18 protein-coding genes are annotated in these 23,678 nt (G+C 41.4%); 7 read left to right on the plus strand and 11 right to left on the minus strand.

All coding sequences use genetic code 11. The features are described from left to right. Positions 1 to 442 precede the first annotated feature (442 nt). From LPH68_RS15270 to LPH68_RS15280, 3 genes are all read left to right on the plus strand, one after another. Positions 443 to 3,157 carry a TonB-dependent receptor gene (locus LPH68_RS15270; protein ID WP_151923689.1) on the plus strand — a complete coding sequence of 905 codons (2,715 nt, stop codon included), beginning with the start codon at positions 443 to 445 and terminating at the stop codon, positions 3,155 to 3,157. A 43-nt stretch (positions 3,158 to 3,200) separates the two neighbouring features. Next, the gene (locus LPH68_RS15275; RefSeq protein WP_022199698.1) at positions 3,201 to 4,409 is read left to right on the plus strand and encodes a hypothetical protein; all 1,209 of its coding nucleotides are present in this window, start codon (positions 3,201 to 3,203) and stop codon (positions 4,407 to 4,409) included. 191 nt (positions 4,410 to 4,600) lie between these two features. Then, positions 4,601 to 7,411, plus strand: a complete 2,811-nt coding sequence (locus LPH68_RS15280; protein WP_151923688.1) for an ATP-binding protein — start codon at positions 4,601 to 4,603, stop codon at positions 7,409 to 7,411. Positions 7,412 to 7,551: 140 nt separating this feature from the next. Here LPH68_RS15280 and LPH68_RS15285 read toward each other — a convergent pair whose 3' ends face one another. The 11 genes from LPH68_RS15285 to LPH68_RS15335 all read right to left on the minus strand — a co-directional run bounded on the left by LPH68_RS15285 (position 7,552) and on the right by LPH68_RS15335 (position 18,206). After that, the gene (locus LPH68_RS15285; RefSeq protein ID WP_008020687.1) at positions 7,552 to 8,991 is read right to left on the minus strand and encodes an NADH-quinone oxidoreductase subunit N; all 1,440 of its coding nucleotides are present in this window, start codon (positions 8,989 to 8,991) and stop codon (positions 7,552 to 7,554) included. 37 nt (positions 8,992 to 9,028) lie between these two features. Beyond that, positions 9,029 to 10,513, minus strand: coding sequence for a NuoM family protein (locus LPH68_RS15290; RefSeq protein WP_004312107.1), 1,485 nt, complete (start codon positions 10,511 to 10,513; stop codon positions 9,029 to 9,031). A gap of 38 nt (positions 10,514 to 10,551) precedes the next feature. Beyond that, positions 10,552 to 12,441 (minus strand): NADH-quinone oxidoreductase subunit L, encoded by a 1,890-nt coding sequence (gene nuoL / locus LPH68_RS15295; RefSeq protein ID WP_151923687.1) that lies wholly within the window; start codon positions 12,439 to 12,441, stop codon positions 10,552 to 10,554. 191 nt (positions 12,442 to 12,632) lie between these two features. Continuing rightward, on the minus strand, positions 12,633 to 12,941 hold the full coding sequence (nuoK, locus tag LPH68_RS15300; protein WP_004312109.1) for an NADH-quinone oxidoreductase subunit NuoK: 309 nt from the start codon (positions 12,939 to 12,941) through the stop codon (positions 12,633 to 12,635). Between the two features lie 37 nt (positions 12,942 to 12,978). Beyond that, the gene (locus tag LPH68_RS15305) at positions 12,979 to 13,491 is read right to left on the minus strand and encodes an NADH-quinone oxidoreductase subunit J (protein WP_004312110.1); all 513 of its coding nucleotides are present in this window, start codon (positions 13,489 to 13,491) and stop codon (positions 12,979 to 12,981) included. A gap of 2 nt (positions 13,492 to 13,493) precedes the next feature. Beyond that, on the minus strand, positions 13,494 to 13,982 hold the full coding sequence (locus tag LPH68_RS15310) for a 4Fe-4S binding protein (RefSeq protein ID WP_004305338.1): 489 nt from the start codon (positions 13,980 to 13,982) through the stop codon (positions 13,494 to 13,496). Positions 13,983 to 13,994: 12 nt separating this feature from the next. After that, positions 13,995 to 15,071 (minus strand): NADH-quinone oxidoreductase subunit NuoH, encoded by a 1,077-nt coding sequence (nuoH, locus tag LPH68_RS15315; protein WP_004312111.1) that lies wholly within the window; start codon positions 15,069 to 15,071, stop codon positions 13,995 to 13,997. 20 nt (positions 15,072 to 15,091) lie between these two features. Then, positions 15,092 to 16,684: an NADH-quinone oxidoreductase subunit D gene (locus tag LPH68_RS15320; RefSeq protein ID WP_004312112.1), complete on the minus strand. Its 1,593-nt coding sequence runs from the start codon at positions 16,682 to 16,684 to the stop codon at positions 15,092 to 15,094. An 82-nt stretch (positions 16,685 to 16,766) separates the two neighbouring features. After that, positions 16,767 to 17,369, minus strand: coding sequence for an NADH-quinone oxidoreductase subunit B (locus LPH68_RS15325; protein ID WP_004301465.1), 603 nt, complete (start codon positions 17,367 to 17,369; stop codon positions 16,767 to 16,769). Next, on the minus strand, positions 17,360 to 17,710 hold the full coding sequence (locus LPH68_RS15330) for an NADH-quinone oxidoreductase subunit A (protein ID WP_004312114.1): 351 nt from the start codon (positions 17,708 to 17,710) through the stop codon (positions 17,360 to 17,362). The genes LPH68_RS15325 and LPH68_RS15330 overlap by 10 nt, the downstream gene beginning before the upstream one ends. A 118-nt stretch (positions 17,711 to 17,828) precedes the next feature. Beyond that, on the minus strand, positions 17,829 to 18,206 hold the full coding sequence (locus LPH68_RS15335) for a hypothetical protein (RefSeq protein ID WP_004312115.1): 378 nt from the start codon (positions 18,204 to 18,206) through the stop codon (positions 17,829 to 17,831). Between the two features lie 260 nt (positions 18,207 to 18,466). On the opposite strand from LPH68_RS15335, the gene LPH68_RS15340 reads away from it, so the two are divergent. The 4 genes from LPH68_RS15340 to LPH68_RS15355 all read left to right on the plus strand — a co-directional run bounded on the left by LPH68_RS15340 (position 18,467) and on the right by LPH68_RS15355 (position 23,673). Continuing rightward, positions 18,467 to 20,071: a DUF6377 domain-containing protein gene (locus LPH68_RS15340; protein WP_151923686.1), complete on the plus strand. Its 1,605-nt coding sequence runs from the start codon at positions 18,467 to 18,469 to the stop codon at positions 20,069 to 20,071. 192 nt (positions 20,072 to 20,263) lie between these two features. Beyond that, the gene (locus tag LPH68_RS15345; RefSeq protein ID WP_008642111.1) at positions 20,264 to 20,788 is read left to right on the plus strand and encodes an RNA polymerase sigma-70 factor; all 525 of its coding nucleotides are present in this window, start codon (positions 20,264 to 20,266) and stop codon (positions 20,786 to 20,788) included. Positions 20,789 to 20,865: 77 nt separating this feature from the next. Next, positions 20,866 to 21,096: a hypothetical protein gene (locus tag LPH68_RS15350; RefSeq protein WP_004305330.1), complete on the plus strand. Its 231-nt coding sequence runs from the start codon at positions 20,866 to 20,868 to the stop codon at positions 21,094 to 21,096. 12 nt (positions 21,097 to 21,108) lie between these two features. Then, the gene (locus LPH68_RS15355; RefSeq protein WP_151923685.1) at positions 21,109 to 23,673 is read left to right on the plus strand and encodes a glycoside hydrolase family 38 C-terminal domain-containing protein; all 2,565 of its coding nucleotides are present in this window, start codon (positions 21,109 to 21,111) and stop codon (positions 23,671 to 23,673) included. The last annotated feature ends 5 nt before the right edge of the window (positions 23,674 to 23,678 follow it).

Below are 23,678 nucleotides of genomic sequence, written 5' to 3' on the forward strand. Positions count from 1 at the left end.
TTTAGCGTGAAACATTCACAAAGATAATGATATTTAGTTTCAAGTCAATTATGCCTGTTCTTTTTTTAAGAAAGTCCAACGTTGGATATATACTTAGTGGGAAAGGAGCTATCGGTGTTTCTTTGCGTAATGCATTGAAAAGCGGTGAAACATATCTTTGACGACAAGCGGGTGGAAATACACTATCAGCCAAAATTTTCACCTTCTCACAACTGTCAGCCGATTAATTTTATGCATAATGAGAGATAAAAGAGTGAAGTTCCGGTCTTAAATTTGCTTATAAACAAGTTAAACTAATAGCGTAACTGATTGATAATACGTTTGTAACATCTTGTCATCATCTTGCAATGACTCTTTCAATAGATTGTATTTTTTTCGTCTTACGGTTGTAATGCTCACCCTCTATCTTTGCCGACGTAATTAAAACGTAGAGCAAAGTTAGATGAAAAAACTATTTCTTATCCGATTTTCAGTGGCGGCCTTCTTTTGCCTGTTGTGTGTACTTCCTGCATTGGCTGCCAATATCAAGATTAAAGGAGCTGTGAAAGACAAACTATCCAAGGAACCTTTGATAGGAGCTACGATACGTTTGCTCGGAACTCAAGCCGGAGCAGTGACCGATATGGAGGGTAATTTCGAATTGAACAGCATGGGCGTTCTGGAAGGTATGTATGATATTGAGATTAAATATGTAGGTTACAAAACGGAAGTGCGCCGTAAAGTGCGTGTGGAGAATGGAAAACTGGTGATACTGAATCTGGAGTTGGAAACCGATGCACAGGAACTTGCCGATGTGGTGGTTGTAGCTAAGAAGAATAGGGAAAATGAGAATATGCTGTTGCTCGAACAGCAAAAAGCAGTCATTGCCGTACAATCTGTTGGTGTCAGGGAGCTTTCCCGCAAAGGTGTTTCGGATGCAGAAGGTGCTGTGACGAAAGTTGCCGGAGTGTCTAAACAAGACGGAGTGAAAAATGTCTTTGTCCGTGGATTGGGAGACCGGTACAATGCAACTACTTTTAATGGATTTGCTCTTCCTTCCGAAGACCCGGAATATAAGAATATCTCTCTTGATTTCTTCGGTACGGACATTATTCAGTCTGTAGGTGTAAAGAAAGCATTCAACGCGGGGGGCAGCAGCGATGTCGGAGGGGCAACCATTGATATTGTATCCAAAGAACTAATTGGTAGCGGTCATCTGGGATTCGGCATTTCCGGTGGCTTGAATACACAAACGGTAGCAGCCGATTTTCTGAAACAGGATGGAGTGAACTTCATGGGCTTTGCCAATCGTACCGAACATGCCGATGAAAACTCATGGAACTTCAGAAATAAGTTAGACCCTTCCGCTCAACATCTTCAAATCAACCGGAGTTACAGTATTTCCGGAGGTAAACGATTCTATGTCGGAAAAGACAAAAATCCGTTTTCTTTCTTCCTGACCGCCGGACATACGACGGACTATCAGTATACGGATGAAATCATACGTAATACAACTACCAGCGGTACGGTCTACAAAGATATGAATGGAAAGAAGTATGCGGAGAATATCAGTCAACTGGCACTTGCCAATGTGGATTTCGATATGCAGAACCGTCATCACATCAGTTATAATTTGATGATGATTCATGCCAATACCCAGTCGGTGGGCGATTACAACGGCAAGAACTCGATTTTTAGTGACGACTATGAAAACCTTGGATTCACCCGTCGCCAACAAACGAATGACAATATGCTGATCGTTAACCAACTAATGACTAACTGGGGATTGACCAAATCATTAAGTCTCGATGCAGGTGCTTCCTATAATATGGTGAAAGGGTATGAACCGGATCGTCGTATCAATAACCTGACTAAAGCGGAAGACGGCTATACGTTGCTAAGGGGCAACTCACAACAGCGCTATTTCTCAACTTTAGATGAAGACGACTTGAATGTAAAAGCAGGCTTGGTCTATCGTCTGAAAGATAATATAGACGAAATTTCGAATATCCGTTTCGGATATACAGGCCGATTCGTAGATGATAACTTCAAAGCTACGGAGTATAACCTGACCGTAGGACATGTTTCTACCATCCCTTCTTTGGACGACTTCTCGCTTGACGATTATTATAATCAGGAAAACTTTGCTTCCGACTGGTTCAAGATACAAAAGAACTTAGATGAATATACCGTGAAAAAGAATATCCATTCCGCTTATGCCGAGGCTACCTACCAGTTTACTCCCCGTTGGATTGTGAATCTGGGAATGAAATACGACAAGGTAGATATTGAAGTGGATTACAATGTGAATCGTGGAGGTTCTAAAGGAAACAATACCATCCAAAAAGATTATTTCCTGCCCAGCTTGAATCTCAAATACAATCTGAATGATAAAAACTCGCTTCGTCTGGGAGCTAGTAAAACATATACGCTTCCGCAGGCAAAGGAAATATCTCCTTACCGTTATGTCGGCGTGAACTTCAACAGTCAGGGGAATCCCAATCTGAAACCTTCGGATCATTATAACCTTGATCTGAAGTGGGACTTTAATCCCACTCCGACCGAGTTGATTTCTCTCACAGCTTTCTATAAATTGATTAAGAATCCGATATCCCGCATCGAAGTGGCAAGTGCCGGAGGTTATCTTTCTTATGAGAATATAGCGGATAAGGCAACCGTGGCAGGAGTGGAGATAGAAATACGTAAGAATCTGTTTGTCCGTCCGGTGAGTAATGCTGCGCACGGAATGAATAAACTCTCTTTGGGATTGAATGGCTCTTATATCTACACGAATGCAAAAATGCCTTTGGCAACGGTTACCACTGGCTCGCAACTGGAAGGAGCTGCACCGTGGATTGTCAATTTCGATCTCTCGCATAACTTCACGAAAGGAGAACGCAGTTTTGTCAATACATTGGTACTTAATTATGTGAGTGATAAGATATATACCATTGGCACACAGGGGTATCAGGATATGATGGAGCAGGGAGTACTGACACTGGATTTTGTGTCCCAAGCCAAACTGAACAAGCATCTTTCCCTTAACCTGAAAGCCCGCAACCTGCTGAATCCCTCTTATAAGTTAAGCCGCAAAGCGAACGAAAACGGGGAAAAGGTGATATTGAATGATTATAAGAAAGGAATAAATATAAGCCTGGGAGTGTCGTGTACATTCTAAGCCGGGTGATGAAATAAGATTATTAACTAATAATGAAAGCAAAATGAAAAGATTGTTTGTGAACTTTATGACGTTTGCCGTTATGGCAACAGCACTTACATTGACTGCATGTAGCAGTGATAGTGACGGAGACGGTGATGGTAACGGAGATGGTGGAAACAACGGTGGGACCGGTAGCTCTATTGTTGTGGGCGAAAATATCCTGTCCGGCACGCTGACCGGAGAACAGACACTGGAAGCTAAGGAATATATTCTGAACGGAACGGTAGTCATTGAAAATGGAGGCCGTCTGAATATCCCTGCCGGAACAACAATTAAGGCTCGCGAAGGTTTCAGCAGTTATCTGCTGGTAGCACAAGGCGGTAAACTTTATGCTGACGGTACAGCTGATAAACCGATTGTTTTTACTGCCAATTCAACAACCCCTACATCCGGTTATTGGGGAGGAATTATTATCAATGGTAAAGCTCCGATTTCCGGTTCGAACGCCAATAAGAGTGATACAGGTCTGACGGAAATCGACAACAACTATAAATACGGTGGTAATGTCGATAATGACAATTCCGGTTCACTGACTTATGTGAAAATCTGCTATGCCGGTGCTCGCTCTACTGCTGATATCGAGCACAACGGATTGACACTGAACGGTGTTGGAAACGGTACCAAGATTGAGAATATCTATATTCTTGAGAGCGCAGATGATGCCATCGAATTCTTTGGCGGTACGGTGAATGTAACCAACTTGTTGGCTGTGAACCCGGATGATGATATGTTCGACTTCACTCAAGGATATTCCGGTAAATTGAAAAACTGCTATGGTGTTTGGGAAAGCGGTTATACCAGTACGGAAGCAGATCCGCGCGGCATTGAAGCAGATGGTAACTTGGATGGTGATTATTCGGATCATTTACGTCAGTCAGACTTTGCGGTTGAAAATATGACAATCGTAAATAATGCTGCCAATACAACGGATAATGTAGACCGTATGCAAGACGTGATTAAAATCCGTCGTGGAGCAAAAGCTACGATCACCAATGCTCTTGTCAAAGGTTCTGGCGGTACAATCGATTTGATTGATATGAATGACAGTAAAGGGGCAGGAAGTGCGTCTTCCAGCATCAGTATCACCCATACATTGAACTTTAAGAATAAGCTGAACGGTACATTGAATACATTTACCGAGCCGACTACGAATACTGGTGCAGATGCATCCCTGTTTACTTGGACTGGATATAATATTTCCTCATTATAATAAGATATAGGTTAGCGGAGTCCGTATTTTTCAATAGGAGGTATGGGAGAATTTGTAACAAACAGATTCTCCCATATTCTATTTATTTATTTTCGTAATCTTCTTTTAGCTTTTTTATTTGCTCCTTTATGGTATCAGTGATTACCTTTTTTGTATATTTGTCAACCTATTGTCTTACAATAATACAAAATATGCAGACAGACAACGAGCGATACAGAAAAATGGCTTCTCTTGCACAAATCGGGTGGTGGGAAGTAGATTTAACGGCAGGATATTATTTATGTTCCGATTATCTTTCTGATCTTTTGGGATTGGACGGCGACACCATCTCTACTTCGGATTTTCTGAACCTGATACGTGAAGATTATCGCAAGCAGATTGCCCAGGAGTTCCGGGCAAATTCTTCTATCCATAAGGACTTTTATGAACAAACTTTCCCTATTCATTCAAAATATGGCGAGGTCTGGTTGCATACCCGTCTGGCTTTTCGTGAGAAGGGTACAGGTGTTGATGGAGGTGATAAGTCTTTCGGAATAATCCAGCGCGTTGAGGCTCCCAAGGAAGAAGATCAAAGGGATGCATTAAGACGTGTGAATGACCTGCTTTGTCGTCAGAATTTTGTTTCGCAATCGTTGCTTCGTTTCCTACGTGATGAGGCAGTAGAATCTTGTATCGCAGATATTTTAAGAGATATTCTGAATCTTTATAATGGAAAAGGTCGTGTTTATATTTTTGAATACGATGAAATTTATGCCCATCATAGTTGTATCTACGAAGTTGTTTCTGAAGGAGTATCGGCAGAGATAGACAATCTGCAGGACATGCCTGCCAGTGAGTCAAAATGGTGGAGTGAACAGATATTATCGGGCAAGCCGATTATTTTAAATACATTGGAGCAGTTATTAGAAGAGGCTCCTGATGAATATCAGATTCTTGTAGTTCAGGGAATCAAATCGTTAATGGTGACTCCTTTGATGACAGGCGACCGCGTTTGGGGATATATGGGGATTGATTTGGTTGAGACTTACCATGACTGGAGTAATGAAGATTTTCAATGGTTCTCCTCATTGGGAAATATTATAAATATCTGTATCGAGTTGCGTAAAACTAAGGACAAGGTAATCCGTGAACAGACTTTCCTAAATAATCTGTTTCATTTTATGCCGATGGGATATATACGTATGTCCATTATCCGTGACGAGAATAATAAACCTTGCGATTATCGGGTGACGGATGCGAATGAGGTCAGTTCAACCTTTTTCGGGCTTCCTTTGGAGTCGTATATTGGTTCTTTGGCATCTGAAAAGCATCCTGACTATCTCCAAAAACTTAATTTTCTGGAAGAAATACTGGATAGTAATTCTTATAGAGAGAAAGATGAATATTTCCCTCGAACGGAACGGTATACGCATTGGGTGATTTATTCTCCCGGAAAGGACGAAATAGTCGGTCTATTCCTCGATTCTACGGGATCGGTACAAGCTAACCGGGCATTGGATCGTAGTGAAAAACTCTTTAAGAATATCTTTGCTAATATTCCGGCAGGAGTAGAGATCTACGATAAGGACGGCTATTTGATAGATTTGAATAATAAGGATTTAGAAATATTCGGTGTAGTGAATAAATCGGATGTGATAGGGGTTAATTTCTTTGAGAATCCGAATGTGCCGCAGGGGATTCGTGATCGTGTGCGGAATGAAGATCTGGTGGATTTCAGACTTAATTATTCTTTTGAGCAAGCAGGAGGATATTATGAGACAAGCCGTTCTAATGTGATAGAACTATATTCGAAGGTTAGTAAACTATATGATAATGAGGGCAACTTCAGCGGATATATTTTAATAAGCATTGACAATACGGAGCGTATTGATGCAATGAACCGTATTCGTGATTTTGAGAATTTCTTCTTGATGATATCCGATTATGCAAAAGTAGGATATGCTAAATTGAATCTCTTGAACCGCAAAGGTTATGCTATAAAACAGTGGTATAAGAATTTAGGTGAGGAGGAAGATATTCCTTTGAGTGAGGTGGTAGCAGTTTATAGCCAAATGCATCCCGAAGACCGTAAGCGTTTCCTTGATTTTTATGATGGAGTCAGAGACGGAAAAAGGAGGCATTTCCAAGGGGAGATGCGTATTCGTCGTCCCGGAACGAAGAACGAATGGAATTGGGTCAGCAGTAATGTAATGGTCACCAATTATAAACCGGAAGAAAATGAAATAGAAATCATCGGTATCAATTATGACATTACAGAATTGAAGGAGACTGAAGCCGAATTGATTCAGGCACGTGATAAAGCAGAGATGATGGATCGTTTGAAAAGTGCTTTCCTTGCCAATATGAGTCATGAAATCCGTACGCCGCTGAATGCCATTGTCGGTTTCTCCGATTTGCTGGTAGAAACTGAAGAGCTGGCAGAACGTCAGGAGTATATTAAGATTGTACGTGAGAATAATGAACTTTTGTTGCAATTAATTTCAGATATACTCGATTTGTCAAAGATTGAAGCGGGTACATTTGAGTTTACTAACGGAGATGTAGATGTAAATCTGTTATGTGAGGATATTGTCCGCTCTATGGGGATGAAAGCGAAAGAAGAGGTGGAACTGGTGTTTGATGATCATCTTCCGGTTTGTCATGTCATTAGTGACCGTAACCGTATACATCAGGTGATCTCTAACTTTGTTAACAATGCAATGAAGTTTACCTCTGAAGGAAGTATTCATGTGGGGTATAAACTAAAAGACGGAGAATTGGAGTTTTATGTCGAAGATACGGGAATCGGTATTGAAAAAGAGCAGTTGCCACATATCTTTGAGCGTTTTGTGAAGCTTAATTCTTTTGTACACGGTACAGGATTGGGACTTTCTATTTGTCAGAGCATCGTTGAACAATTAGGTGGGCGGATTGGCGTTGATTCTGAAAAAGGAAAAGGATCAAGGTTTTGGTTTACTATTCCCGGAGTGATCGTGACGGAAGAGATGAACTGTGCCCGGTAGAGTGGTAATAAGGCAGGTGAATATCTTCCTTCCTCATTAATAAAAGCGGCTTTTATATAGAAGAAACAGTCTTGGTTTTGATGTCGATTGATACTGACATGAAACCAAGACCGTTTCTTTGGTGAAAAGGTGTAGTCCGTTTAAATTCCGAACGACAGTTTATCGATAGATTGATATACAATACTTGCAATACCCAGTCCGATGATACCCAGCGTGCAAAGTGCCAGTCCCCATTTTGTGCAGCGGTCGCTGCGGAAAGTAGGAATTGGGTTGTCGGAAGGAGTGATATACATTGCTTTTACAATCAATAGATAGTAATACAACGAAATCACTGTATTTACCAATGCGATGAATACCAGCAAGTGGAAACCTGCATCGAAAGCAGCCATGAAGATAAAGAACTTAGAGAAGAATCCGGCAAACGGAGGGATGCCTGCCAATGAGAACAGAGACAGAGTCATCAAGAGAGCGATTTTGGGATTCGTTTTATAAAGTCCTGCGTAATCTTCGAGCGTGAATTTCTGACTGCGTAATGCCACGATAGTGATAACGGCAAATACTCCGAGGTTGGCGGCAGCGTACACTAATACATAATATACCAATGCCGTCATGCCTTGTGCTGTGCCTCCGATAACGCCTAACATAATATATCCCGCTTGCGAAATACTGGAGAACGCCATCAAACGTTTCAGGTTTTGCTGACGGACAGCAAATATATTGGCAATAGTGATAGAAGCGATGGTTACCCAATAAAGTACTTCCTGCCAGTCATTAATCATTGGAGCGAATACTTTGATAAGGACGGCCAATAATACAAATGCTGCCGATCCTTTTGATATAACACTCAAATAAGCGGTAACTGTACTCGGAGCGCCTTCGTAAACGTCTGCTGTCCATAAGTGGAATGGAACCAGTGATAACTTGAATGCCATTCCTGTGAAGAAGAATATAAATGCCATGATCTGTAACGGATTTCCGTCGATATGGGCAGGGAGGTCATCGAAATAAAGAGTCCCGGCAGAACCATAGATCATGGACAGACCAAACAACAGCAATGCACTGGAGAAAAGAGCTGTCAGAATGTATTTGGCACCTGCTTCGGCAGAGTTGTGACGGTATTTATCGAAGGCAATCAATGCTGCCATCGGAATAGAAGCTGTTTCAAGACCGATGAAGAACATCAGGAAATGTCCGGCGGAAATCATGAGATACATACCAAACAAGGTAGAGAGTGTAAGCACATAGAATTCTCCTTGTTTGAATGAAGTGTCTTCTCTTTTCATCCACTCGTGCGCCATCAGGAAAACAATCAGTGTACCGACATTCAGGATCGATTTAACAACAGTGTGCATCGGTACATAGTGATACATACCACCGAATGCATCGGCAGCAGTTCCCGGAATCAAGTTGATAGCCGTATGGATAGCCATCAGAATAACGGGCAACATGGTGTTCAGGCGTGCTTTCCCACTATTTTTGTGTGCATCCGGACTCATGAAGAGGTCAGCTAGAAATAGCAGCAGTAAGACAGCTATGAGCGACAGCTCTTCTCGCATATTTAGAAATTGTGAATAATCCATCTTGTTTATTTATGAATTAAGAATTATGATTTATGAGTTAGGGGATTAGTTGTGAGACAACCGGTAATACGCTTTCACCAATCATGTGGCTAACCCAGAAAGGAGCCATACCTAGTCCGGCAACGCAAACGATGAGGCAGATAACGGCTACACGTTCGTCCCAAGTTGCGTCGGTCAGTTCGAGGTGATGTTTGTTGGTGCAGGTTCCGTATAGAATCTTACCTACCAGGCGCAGGATGTAGACTGCGGTAATCACAATCGAAGAGCAGGCGATGATGGTCAGTGTGCGGTGAAATACGTCGTTGTTCTGGAAAGAGCCGACGAAGATAGTCATTTCAGCAATGAAACCGCTTAATCCCGGCAGACCGAGGTTGGCAAGACCGGCAATCACATAACATACACTAAGGAACGGCATAATTTTCATTAAACCGGCAAGTTCGCGAACGTCACGTGTGTGTGTACGTCCATATATCATACCGATCAGAGCAAAGAACAAGGCTGTCATTAATCCGTGCGAAAGCATCTGAAGGATTGCTCCTGTTGCTGCTGTCTGGTTTAGCATCAGAATGGCGAAAAGAACCAGTCCGCAGTGAGATACGGATGAATAAGCATTGATATATTTCAAGTCGGTCTGTACGCAAGCGGAGAAGGCTCCGTAGACTACAGAGATACCTGTCAGTATCAGGAATATCCAGGAAAGTTCGTTGGCTGCTTCCGGCATCAGATACATGGCGATACGGAAACATCCGTAACCTCCCAGTTTCATCAATACTCCGGCATGAAGCATGGATACGGCAGTCGGGGCAGAAGCGTGACCGTCAGGACTCCATGTGTGGAACGGGAAAAGGGCGCCCAATACACCGAAGCCGAGGAAAGTCAGCGGGAACCAGATGCATTGCTGTGCAAAAGGTATGTTGTGCAACTGTGCAATTTCGAGAAGGTTCATGGTGGTTGCTCCCGAGCCGAAATAGATTCCGAGAATACCGATCAATAGGAAAGCGGAACCGCCCATCAACATAAGGGTCAGTTTCATGGCTGCATATTCTTTACGTCCTGATCCCCATACACCAATCAGCAGGTACATCGGTATCAACGCAATTTCATAGAACATGAACATGGTGAACAAATCGACGGATATAAAGAATCCGAATACTCCCATAGACAACAGGGTGAACCAGAGGAAATATTCTTTCGTCAGCGGTTGCAGGCGCCAGGAAGCGAATGTACCGGTGAATACGATGACAGCAGACAATAACAACATGGCTACCGAAATTCCGTCAACACCTACTGAATAAGATATGTGAAGCGGGGCATACCAAAGCGTATCTGCACGGAAAAGCATTTCTGCCGTATTTCCGGCGCTACGCTCTCCCAGATACAGGAATGTAAGTACGACGGAGGCAATCAGAAGTGCCGATGCGCCAGTAACCATAACCCCCCGGATGGCTTTGATTCCTCGTGCTGCCCAAAGTCCGGCCAGCATCAATAAGGGGATAAGTACGAATATGGATAAGAAATTCATCTTTATGATTTACTATTTAAAGATTTACTATTTACTATTTAGAGAATCAGCAGTAGGATAAGTGCCAATGCACCGCAAAGGAACACATACGCATATTGTTGTACCTGACCGCTCTGCAAACCACGAATCTCGTCGCTTGTTGTATTGGTGGCCCATGCCAGGAAGTCAAAGAATCCATCCACTACATGACGGTCGAACCATGCGATAGGAGTAGAGATGCAGCGGAAGATAATCTTATGCGTAATAAACTGGTAGATATCATCAATATAGAAGCGATTATAGGCTGCCTTGTGCAGACCTTTGAATCGTTTTGCCAACGAATCAGCAACAGGCTGTTTGGCATTCTTGTACATCCATGTAGCGATTGCAATCGAAATAATCGCAATAACAACGCTCGTAATAGCTACTGACGGATCGAGATGGATAGAATAAGATTCACCATTCGAACTGATGAAGTGTCCGAAAGGAATAAATCCTGCTCCACAAGTTACAACTGCCAGGAACATCAGCGGGAAAGTCATAGCCAACGGACTCTCATGTGGTGTGTGATGTGCATGAAGTTCTTTGTTTTCCTTGCCCCAAAAAATACCGTAGTAAAGGCGGAACATATAGAAAGCTGTCATTGCAGCGATGACTGTCATCACCCATCCCATTACAGGGCTGTATTGGAAACAAGCAGCCAGAATTTCATCTTTCGAGAAGAAGCCCGAGAACGGAGGAATACCGGCAATAGCCAGACAAGCAATCAGGAATGTCCAGTGAGTGATCGGCATATATTTGCGTAAACCTCCCATAGCGGACATTTCATTAGAATGTACAGCATGAATGATGCTACCTGCACCGAGGAAGAGCAATGCCTTAAACATGGCATGTGTGAAAAGGTGGAACATGGAAGCCATGTAGCCCAAACCTCCTTCGTGTGGATTCATGGAAGTACAAACACCCAGAGCTACCATCATGAAGCCAATCTGTGAAATGGTAGAGAAAGCCAGTACACGTTTGATGTCTGATTGTACGCAAGCCACACTTGCCGCGTAGAATGCTGTAAATGCACCTATCCAAGCAACCATGTGCAGCGTATTCGGTGCGTATGTAATGAAAAGTGGGAACATACGTGCCACCAGATATACACCGGCAACTACCATGGTAGCTGCATGAATCAATGCGCTGACCGGAGTAGGACCTTCCATTGCATCCGGCAACCAGATATGCAACGGGAACATGGCACTTTTACCGGCACCACCGACAAACATCAGTCCGAGAGCCAACGGAAGCATAGAAGCTCCACCGCTTATCAAGGATACTGTATCCGGAGTGAAGCCGAATGTACCACCGTAATATCCGTAAATCAGGATACCGATCAGGAAGCCCAAGTCAGCAAAGCGAGTAACAATAAACGCTTTCTTGGAAGCAGCGATGGCAGCCGGTTTTGTATAATAAAAACCGATTAGCAGATAAGAACTTACCCCCACCAGCTCCCAAAAAAGGTACATCTGGAAGATGTTGGTTGCAACGACCAATCCCAGCATAGACATGGTAAACAGGGATAGGAAAGCGTAATAGCGTTGAAAACCGACTTCTCCTTTCATGTAACCGAAAGAGTAGATATGTACCATCAGTGACACTGTAGAGATGACGATCAACATCATTACCGATATAGGATCGAGCAAGATGCCCAAATCGAAGTGTAAAGTCTCTGTAAAAGGAAGCCACGTGAAGTTGTAAGGCATCAGTGTGGCGAATGTTCCGTCTTCCAGTCGTGGAGCGGAGAAATATTGGATAGCTGTAACGTAGGATAGTACTGCTACTGCTCCCAGTATCAGCGTACCAATTGTACCCGCTGTCCGGTGGGACATCCATTTACCTCCGATTCCCAATATGAGAAAGGAGAAGAAAGGAAGAAGGAGTATTAGAATTGTTAGTTCCATACAGTTTTATTTAATTACTTGAGTTATTATTATTAATTCTTGGTCTTATAGCTGATAATCACTATACTCGGACCTTCTGTTTGGTTTCCCGGTGTGAAACTAGTTGTTCCTCGGTGAGAAACACTTTGTTTCTCGGTGTGAAACGAAGTGTTTCAAGGGATGAAACACCTTGTTCCTGGGAATGAAACAAATCACCACTTCAACTCGTCCAGATTGCGCACCTGAATGCTTCGAAGATTACGATAAATGTTAATCATGATGGCGATAGCTATTGCAGTTTCCGCAGCCGAGATGGCGATGGAAAAGAGTGCAAAGAAATAACCCTCCATTCCCCCCGGAAAAAGGAAACGATTGAATACGGCGAAGTTGATGTCCGTAGCATTCAGCATTAACTCTACAGAAATCAGGATAGCCAGTGTATTTCGGCGGGTAAAGAATCCATAGATTCCTGCAAACATCATGATGGTAGAAACTACCAGGTAATATTCCATGTGTATCATATTCGAACTCTATTTTGATAGTTAATACTTAAAATTCCTATCTCTTACGTGCAATCATGATGCCACCGATGATACACGCCAGCAATAATATGCTGACAGCTTCGAAAGGCAATACATAACCGTATTTGTCACTACTTAATAAAGCGTTCCCGATAGCATGAATGCTAATTTCTTGCGGGGCCAAATTAGCTGTCTGCATGAAATCGTGCTTCAGTGTGATAAAAAGGATAATGGCTAAACCGGCAATCATAGTGAAGAGTCCGGCTAAGACTTTACTTCGTTTTGCTTTCTCGGCCCGGTCGCCTTCTCCACTGGTCAACAGGATGGAGAATACATAAAGAACGACGATACCACCGGCATAAACCATAATCTGAACGGAACCCAGAAAGGTGTAACCCAGCAAAAAATAGATGCCGGCCGTGCCGAAGAGCACGAAGAGCAGGTAGGTGGCCGAGCGTACGATACGTTGGGTAGTCACCGTCATGATGGACATAGCAATAATAAATGCTGCCAAAAAGTAGAATACTACTGTTTCAAGTGTTGATCCCATATCTAAACTTCTTTTTTCTTTTCTATTACTTTACTACCGTCGTGGTTCAACTTCAGGACAAGTTTCGTCCGGTCGAAGACTGCATGTTCGAAGTTCTGATCGAACGTGATGGCATCGTGCGGACAAGCATTGACACAGAGCTGGCAGAACATACAGGCACCCAAATCATATTCATAGGTTGCCAGGATTTTCTTCTTCTTTCCATCTTCTGTTTCGACGGTTTCGCTGGTCACTTTGATTGTATCGTTCGGACAGGCCATTTGACACAGTCCGCAAGCTACACAGCGATGTTCATTATTCTCATTGTGGGGCATATTCAGCGTACCACGGAAACGGTCGAACATTTTCAGCTCTTTCCGGTTTTCGGGATATTGCTCGGTCACTTTCTTACGGAAGTATACCTTGATGCTGGTTTTCATACCCGTTGCCAGTGTACTGATGCCATGCACCAGACCACCTAAGTACGTATATTTTTTATCTTTATATTCCATAATTTTCATTTATCAAAAGTGGAAGCCGAAAGCTACGCAGCATGCCATTAGTAATAGATTTACCATAGAAATTGGGACCAGGTATTTCCATTCCAGATTCAAGATCTGGTCGATACGCAAGCGTGGGAAAGTCCATTTGATCCACATCAGAAGGAATACCACAAAGAATGCTTTGGCGAAGAACCAGATAAAGCCCGGAATATAATCCATTACAGCATTAAATCCATCCAAACCAACAATGTGCAGCGGCATCCATCCTCCCAGGAAGATGGTGGCGGCAACACTGGCTACGATAAACAGATTCAAATATTCTGCCAGATAGAAGAAACCGAAGCCCATACCAGAGTATTCAGTATGATATCCGGCAGTCAACTCACTTTCTGCTTCGGGAAGGTCGAACGGGCCACGGTTACATTCTGCATTTCCGGCAATCAGATAGATGATGAAAGCAATGACCGCAGGAATATGTCCCTTGAAGATGAACCAACCATTAGCTTGTCCTTCTACGATTTCAGAAAATTGCATGGTTCCCGTCAGCACTACCATTGTCATGATACTCATACCAACAGAAAGTTCATAACTGATAATCTGTGCACCGCTTCGCATGGCACCGATCAAAGAGAATTTGTTGTTACTACCCCAACCGGCCAGCAAGATACCGACAACTCCAATGCTGGAAGCTGCCAACAGGAAGAACACGCCCACATTAAAGTCCAGAATCGCCGCACCTTTATTAAAAGGAATACAAGCGAAAGTCAGGAATGAAGCGATAATCACCATGAATGGAGCAAGATTGTAAAGGAAATGGTCGGCACCCTTCGGCATGAAGATTTCTTTGGTCAGCATTTTGAGCACGTCGCAGACCACTTGGATAGAACCCCATTTACCAACACGGTTCGGTCCAAGACGACACTGGAAGAAACCGCAGACCTTACGCTCCATGTAGATCAATATGATAGCCAGGATGGCATACAGTGCTACGAGGCACACGCCGACAGCTACACATTCTATAAAGATGGCTAATCCCTCCGGCATAATGGAGAGCAGTAGCTCATGTATCCAGTTTGTTACTATACTAAAGTCGAACATATATTTTTAATAATTAAGTATTATCTGTCAATATCCGGAACGACATAATCTATTGTTCCGCCAATAGCAATTAAGTCGGCAATCTTTGTGCCCCGGCAAATGGTGTCAATTGCAGCAACAAGCGGCAATCCTGTAGCACGGTAGTGTAGGCGGTAAGGCGTTTTGTCACCCTGACTTTCCAGGAAGACACCAAATTCACCACGACTTCCTTCTACTGCTGCATAGTAACTGCCTTCCGGAACACGGATGATAGGTTTCATCTTTTCCTGATAAGGTCCCTCGGGAATATTGTCTATTAATTGCTCAATGATGTTCAGACTTTCCATAATCTCATCCATACGCACTAGGTAACGGGCAAAGCAGTCACCTTCCGTATAAACGATTTCTTTGAAATCGACTTTGTCATATACACCGTATGGCATTCGTTTACGTACGTCACACGCCCATCCTGATGCACGGCCTGTACCTCCTGTACAACCGAAAGAGATGGCATCTTCACGGCTTAACACACCGACGCCTTTCATACGGCTTTGTGCGATGATGTTACCCGTGAATATATCGTGATATTCGTGGATGATTCCTCTCATATAAGGAATGAACTCTTTTACTCGTTTGACGAAGTTAGGATGAAGATCAGCCTGTACACCGCCAATCGTATTGTAGTTCATAATCAGACGCCCGCCGCAAGTTTCTTCAAAGATATCGAGAATTTTCTCGCGGTCACGGAATCCATAAAAGAATGCTGTCAACGCTCCTAAGTCCATAGCAAGACAAGAGTAGAACAGCAAGTGAGAATCGATACGTTGCAACTCGTCCATTATGGTACGGATGTACTGTACGCGTTCACTGACCTCAATGCCCATGGCTTTTTCAATGCACATACACAATGCATGGCGGTTCTGATGCGCGCCCAAATAGTCCAGACGGTCTGTCAAAGCCAATGTTTGAGGGTAAGTGAGGCTTTCATTCATTTTCTCGATGCCTCGGTGGATATACCCGCAGTTCGCATCAATCTTACGAATAATTTCACCTTCCAGAGAAACACGGAAGCGCATTACACCATGAGTAGCAGGGTGCTGCGGACCGATGTTGACTACATATTCTTCTTCGCCGAACAGTTTCGTCTCTTTGTTCTTGATGGTTCCGTCCGGGTTCAGTTCTATTTCTTGAGTCGTATCAAACGTCTCTTCATTAGTCATGCACAGTGGGTTATCCTTTTCCGGGTCGTTATCTTTACGCATCGGATAACCGATCCAATCGTTGCGCAGGTAGAGCCGGCGCATATCAGGATGACCGACAAAGGTGATGCCATAAAAATCAAAAACTTCACGTTCGTAGAAGTCGGCTATCTTCCAGATGTCGCTGACAGACGGAATTTCCGGTAGCTCGCGGTTGGTTGTCGCTGTTTTTAGTGCTATCCGTTCGCCTGTAATGGTAGATTCCAGATGGTAGACTACGCCTAAGCCGCGGAGTTTTTCCGGAGCGTCTTTCTCATCGGCTACTCCCCAGTCCATACCGGTGAGGCTTTCGAGAAAGTCCATCTGTTTTTCATTTCGCAAGCGCAGCATCTCGTCGTGTAACGCTGCAGGAGCTATAAATTGTATTTCTTGCATAAATCAAATTAAATTAAGAATGAAAAATTAAGAATGAAAAATCTGCCGGGATGTTGCATGCGAATTCTTCATTCATCATTCATCATTCTTCATTTTTTAAATAATCCGGTTTCTTCTCTTTTCTGTTTACTCCACCAAAGAACTTTTCTATTTTCACTTTGCGTTGCAATTGCATCATGCCATAATAGAAAGCTTCAGGACGTGGCGGGCATCCGGGAATATATACATCTACCGGAAGAATCTTGTCCACCCCGTTTACTACGTGATAGGACTTCTTGAAAGGACCTCCGCTGACAGCGCATCCGCCTACGGCAACCACATACTTCGGATCGGGCATCTGGTCATAAAGTCGTTTCAGTACCGGAGCCATTTTATTGGTGATTGTTCCGCATACCATAATCATATCAGCCTGACGCGGGCTGGCACGTGCTACTTCAAACCCAAAGCGGGCCATGTCATAACGCGCGGCACCCAGTGCCATAAATTCGATACCACAACAACTGGTTGCAAAGGTAAGCGGCCACAGTGAATTGCTGCGCCCCCAGTTGATAAAGTCGTCAAGTACTCCGAGGGCAACATTGGCTCCTCCTGCATTAAGTTCCTTGACCAACTTTTCCAATGATTCATTGTCGATAAACTCATCATACGGAATAGATTTTATTTTTGGCTTTTTGGTTATTTCCATTCCAAAGCTCCTTTCCTCCAGGCATAAGCAAGACCTAGAACTAAAATGATAAAGAAGAAGAGAACACTAATAAGTCCCTGTGGTCCCATGTCACGCATAACTACCGCCCACGGAAACAGAAAAGCTGTTTCGACATCGAACATAAGGAATAGGATGGCAAACAAGTAGTAGCCTACACGGAACTGCATCCATGATTTACCACGTGTCGGTATACCACATTCATAAGCCTCAAACTTTTGCAGGTTGTATGAACGGGGAGAGATAGCACGCGAGAGGGCTATTACTACACCGACAAAAGCAAGCGCTGTCAGTAAAACAACAACTAAAAATGTAAAATTCATAATTCAATAGCTGTTTAGATTGAATATTATATAGAAATAAGCAATTAGTCTATTCGCCCTATGGAGAATAAAACCAACTGTAATAAATGACGAGCAAAAGAGTCTACTGTACTGTAGGCTAAATGACAATCTTTCTCAACCCATATATATAATAGGAGATAGGATCGTAATAGTATGTAGGAGAATGGGATGAGACAGGGTAAGGTGGACTTTGATGTTTGTAATGGTCACAGAAATAAGCGATTAACAAAAACATGCTTTTATCTGTCGGAACATGTGCGACGTCTGTATGACTCATGTCACAGGTTTGAGTCGTATAAAGATTATAAAGACGTTCCAAAGCATCCTGAATCGGACGATCTTGTGATACATAGCATTTCTCCTGCCGATAAGTCGGGGAGGAAACTTTGCACATATCTTCCATTGCTCCGTTAGTTGCGCAATGGATGAGCAAAGCCAACACTAAAAGTAGTCCGAATTTTAAGCTTTGTTTCATCTTTCTCCTTTAACGGCTGCAAATATAGAACTAATATTTATACTTTTTGCAAAGTCCGTATGGCAAAAAAGCTTTTTTTAACTCCATATCTTTTAGATTCATTTTTTAATCAGTATGGTTTCACAAATATCATTTAGAATGGGGTAATTTCTCCATCTTCATTTGTTAAAAGATGCAATAAAAAGAATGATTTACGCTCTTTTTTGCGAATTACACAAAGAAAATACATTTTTTTGCAGATTAAGAAAGAATACATGATTATGAAACGCACACTTTGGTTTATATTTTTCCTTCTAAACTCCTTGTTTTACCTCTATGCAGATAGTGAGAATGATTCTTTGTTGAAGGTGTTAGACAAAGTGATTTCTGAACGTTTGATATATACCCAGAAAAAAGAAGCTACCATAAAAGAATTAAAGAAAAAGAAGGTTGGCCTTAATTCGTTGGAGGATATATACAATTTAAATAAAGAGATTATCCATCAATATGAAACCTTTGTCTGTGACTCGGCAGAACAATACATTCATGAGAATATTGATATAGCAAAAACAATCGGTAATAAAGAATATCTTTTGGAAGAGCAGCTTCGGTTGGCTTTTGTCTATTCTTTATCCGGTTTGTTTATTCAAGCAAATGATATTTTTAAGTCGATAAAATGTGCAGATTTACCCGATCATTTGAAAGCTTTGTATTGCTGGAATCGTATACGTTATTATGAAAATCTCATTAAATACACGGACGATGTACGTTTTTCAAACGAGTATATATCGGAAAAAGAGGCTTATCGGGATACCGTGATGAGCATCTTATTTGATCAGTCGGATGAATATAGAAAAGAAAAAGCTGTGAAGCTTCAAGATAAGGGAAGTACCAAAGAGGCTCTTCTGATTTTGACAGAGATATATGATAAACAAGAGCCGGCATCCCATGGCTATGCTATGATGGCTATGGGACTTGCCAGGGCTTATCGGTTGATTGGGAATTATGCACTGGAAGAAAAGTTTCTAATGCTGGCTGCTATGACAGATACAAAACTAGCTGTCAAAGAGAATGAGGCATTATTGACATTGGCAGTTAATTTGTATCATAAAGGAGATATAGACAGGGCTTATAATTATATAAAAGTAGCGTTGGATGATGCCATCTTTTATAATTCCCGTTTTAAGAATACGGTAATTGCTCGTATCCATCCGATTATTGAAAATACATACTTGATCCGGTTGGAAAAACAAAAGCAGAACCTCCGTTTCTATATATTTCTGACTAGCTTGTTTGTGGTAGCTCTTGCTATCACCCTGTATTTTACATATAAACAAACAAAAATTGTATCCCGGGCTAAACGGCATCTTAAAGCTATGAATGAGGAACTGGTCGGACTGAATAAGAATCTCGACGAAGCTAATCTGATTAAGGAAAAATATGTGGGGTATTTTATGAATCAATGTGCTGTTTATATTAATAAACTCGATGAGTACAGGAAGAATGTGAACAGGAAAATCAAGACCGGACAGATTGATGATTTATATAAGTCATCCTCCCGACCTTTTGAAAAGGAACTTGAAGAACTTTATCATAACTTTGATAAAGCGTTCCTTAAATTGTATCCTAACTTTGTGGAAAAGTTCAATGCTTTGTTGAAACCGGAGGAACGCTATAAACTGGAAAAGGACCAACTGAATACAGAATTACGCATATTTGCATTGATACGGTTAGGAATTACCGATGTTGGACAGATTGCTGTATTTTTGCATTATTCTGTGCAGACAATCTATAATTATAAGAGTAAAGTGAAGAGAATGTCCACTCTTGATAGTAATATCTTTGAGGAGGAGGTAAAAATGCTTGGTTCTTTGTCTCAAAAATGATTCTATCCGGTTTACCAAAACTAAAAAATGAAATCTTTTTAAAGTGTTGATTATTAGATTTATATACATATATTAATCTCTAAAACGTTTACTTTCCCGCCTACTTCCATTAAGAAGTAGGCTTTTTTCATCTCTATATTTGCATCACAAGATTTTTGATAACTGAATACTAATCTAAAGAAACACACAACTATGAGTTTTTCAGAATTGTATCTTATTTATTATCCCAAACTAGTTCGGTTTGCAAAAGAATTTGTGATGTCGGAAGAGGAGGCTGAGAACATAACACAAGATGTGTTTACAGACTTATGGGAAAAGAGAGAGTCAATGAATCATATTGAGAATATGAATGCTTATCTTTTCAGGCTTGTAAGAAACAAATGTTTGGATTATTTAAAGCATAAAGTATTCGAGCAAAAGTATGTCGAGAATGTGAAGGCTTCTTTTGAGATTGAGTTGAATCTGAAATTGCAATCTTTGGATCGTTTTGATGTATATGATATATCAGAAAGAAATCAGATGGAGAACCTGATACGGGATGCTATCAATAGTTTGCCTAAAAGATGTCGTGACATATTTTTGTTAAGTCGCATGGAAGGATTGAAGTATAGGGAAATATCCGAACGTTTGGGCATTTCGGTAAATACAGTGGAATGTCAGATGGGAATAGCACTAAAAAAGTTGAGAGCAAAACTCAATGTGACATTGGCTGCATAACTTTTTAATGAATTTATCGGTATTTTTTAGGGGTATTTATTGAGATAATCGTTCTTTGATAAAAAAGGACTGTGTATATGGAGAATTGTCTGAATAAATATTTTGCGGATGAATTTACTTCTGATGAAAAAACAGAGTTTCTCATAGAAGTGGAAAACAACGAAAGGCTGAAGGAAGAATTTATAGAAAATCAGAATTTGCTGGCACTCGTTGATTGGATATCTCCGGAATATGAAAATAATAAAGAAGTTGTCCAACATAAATTATATGAATTTATGCGTAGAATGGAGCAACACAAAGATAAATAGCTTTAGGATACTATGAGTAAAATTTATATCATATTACTGACTGTTTTCTTTTATGCAAATGTTTATTCTCAACAAGCTTATTTTGTTGATGGGTATCATGGCGGGATATATGGCCATTATCCGGTAAAGTGGAAAACTCAATTTATTGTGGATCAGCTGGCTATGCATCCGGATTGGCGGATTTGTATGGAGATAGAGCCTGAAACATGGGATACAGTCAGAGTACAGACTCCGGAGGCTTATTTGCGTTTTAAAGAGATGGCTACTAGTAATCAGGTAGAGTTTACGAACTCTACTTATGCACAGCCTTATTGCTATAATATCTCGGGAGAGAGTATAATAAGACAGTTTCAATATGGTATTGCTAAAATAAACAAACATTTTCCGGGGGTGGATTTTGTAACCTATTCGGTAGAAGAACCTTGCTTCACAAGTTGCTTGCCACAAATCCTTAAACAGTTCGGCTTTAAATATGCTGTATTAAAATGTCCCAATACCTGTTGGGGAGGGTATACTGCTGCTTATGGCGGAGAATTGGTTAATTGGATGGGACCGGACGGGACTGCAATCTTGACCGTTCCCAGATATGCTTGTGAAAAACTAGAGCCGGGATCAACTTGGCAGACAACTGCTTGGGGAAATTCGGATGCTTATTTAAAAGATTGCCGTAACGCAGGTATCAAACACCCCGTTGGTATGTGTTTTCAGGATGCGGGATGGAAAAACGGCCCATGGCTGGGAAGTGGAAAGAACACAAAAAATAATTCTATATATATGACATGGAGAGATTACATTGAAAATGTCTCCATCGGAAAAACGGATGATAATTGGTACTTTTCACAGGAAGATATACATGTGAATCTTATGTGGGGAAGTCAGGTTTTGCAAAAAATAGCGCAAGAAGTACGCGTTTCAGAAAATAGAATTGTCATGGCAGAGAAAATGTCTGTAATGGCTTATCTGGAAAATAAATATATTTGTCGACAGGCAGATATGGATGAGGCTTGGCGTACACTGATGTTGGCACAACATCATGATTCATGGATTGTGCCTTATAATGGACTGAATAGGAAAGGAACATGGGCTGATCAGATTAAGCGATGGACAGATAGTACCAATCATATTGCAGATGGAATTATTGAGGCATCTATGCAGAGCTTTAATGAAAAGTTTATTCCGCAAAATAATGCTCAACAGCAATATATACGTGTTTTTAATACATTAGGAATGAGAAGAAAGGAAGTCGTAAGTGTTCTTCTGCCTACGGAATCTGAAAATGCGGATTTAAGTGTCTATGACTGGAAAGGTAAAGATATAGGTTATTTGGTAGAAAATGAAGGTAAAGAGATAAGATTATTTTTTGAGGCAGAGATTCCTCCCTTTGGTTATTCCACGTATTGTATAAAAAAGAAAGAAGCCGGTAAGAAAGAGGCTTCGGAGAGTAGATTCGTTTTGGAAGGTAATAAGGTGAATAAACAGGAATACGTGGTTGAAAATGATATGTATAAAATTGTTTTTGACTTATCAAAGGGAGGAACCATAAAAAGCCTGATAGCTAAAAAAGAAGGGAACAAGGATTTTGCAGGTAAAACGGAGAAATATGCTTTAGGGGAGTTACGAGGCTTTTTTTATGAAGAAGGCAAATTTCGTTCTTCTATAGAGACTCCGGCCAAGCTGACAGTAGTAAGGGATAATGTATATGAGCAAAAAATTAAGATAGAGGGTGAGATTGCTTCCCATCCGTTTACACAGGTAATCACTCTCACTAAAGGAACGAGACGAATTGATTTTGATTTGACGGTTGACTGGAAAAAGAATGTAGGTATTGGTGAATATAAAGAGGAACGTTGGCGTGATAATCGTCGGGCTTATTGTGACGATCGGTTTAAACTAAGTGTATTATTCCCGACTGATTTACATTCTCCCCATGTCTATAAAAATGCACCGTTTGATGTATGTGAAAGCAAACTGACTGATACTTTCTTTGGTTCTTGGGATCAAATCAAACATAATATTATACTTCATTGGGTTGACTTGGCTGAACAGGAAGGCGACTATGCTCTGGCTTTATTATCAGACCATACTACTTCTTATTCTTATGGAGAGGACTATCCATTAGGACTGACTGCTCAATATTCGGGTGGAGGACTTTGGGGACCTGATTATAAAATAACACACCCTTTGAGGATGAAGTATGCAATTATACCTCATCGCGGCAAATGGGACAAAGCATCAATCGCAGATGATAGCGATTGTTGGAATGAACCATTGCTGTATTCTTGCTATCCAGTGGCAAAACCGGAATCGAAATCATTTATTGATTTACAGAATACTGGTTATCAAGTGAGTGCTCTTCAAATGAAAGATGGAAAGGTACTATTGCGCCTGTTCAATTCTGAAGGGGACGAAAAATTACAAAAGGTTACCATTGACATGCCATTATCCGGAGTGGAGGAAGTTGATTTGAATGGACAATGTATCGAAAGAAAGAAGATAAAAACACGTGCAGGTAAATCGGAAATGATGATTTCAATGCCTCGGTTTGGTATTAAGACTTTCGTTCTTAGTTTGACTTAAAATAA

The sequence above is a fragment of the Bacteroides sp. 1_1_30 genome (assembly GCF_020982715.1).
Lineage (GTDB): Bacteria > Bacteroidota > Bacteroidia > Bacteroidales > Bacteroidaceae > Bacteroides > Bacteroides xylanisolvens.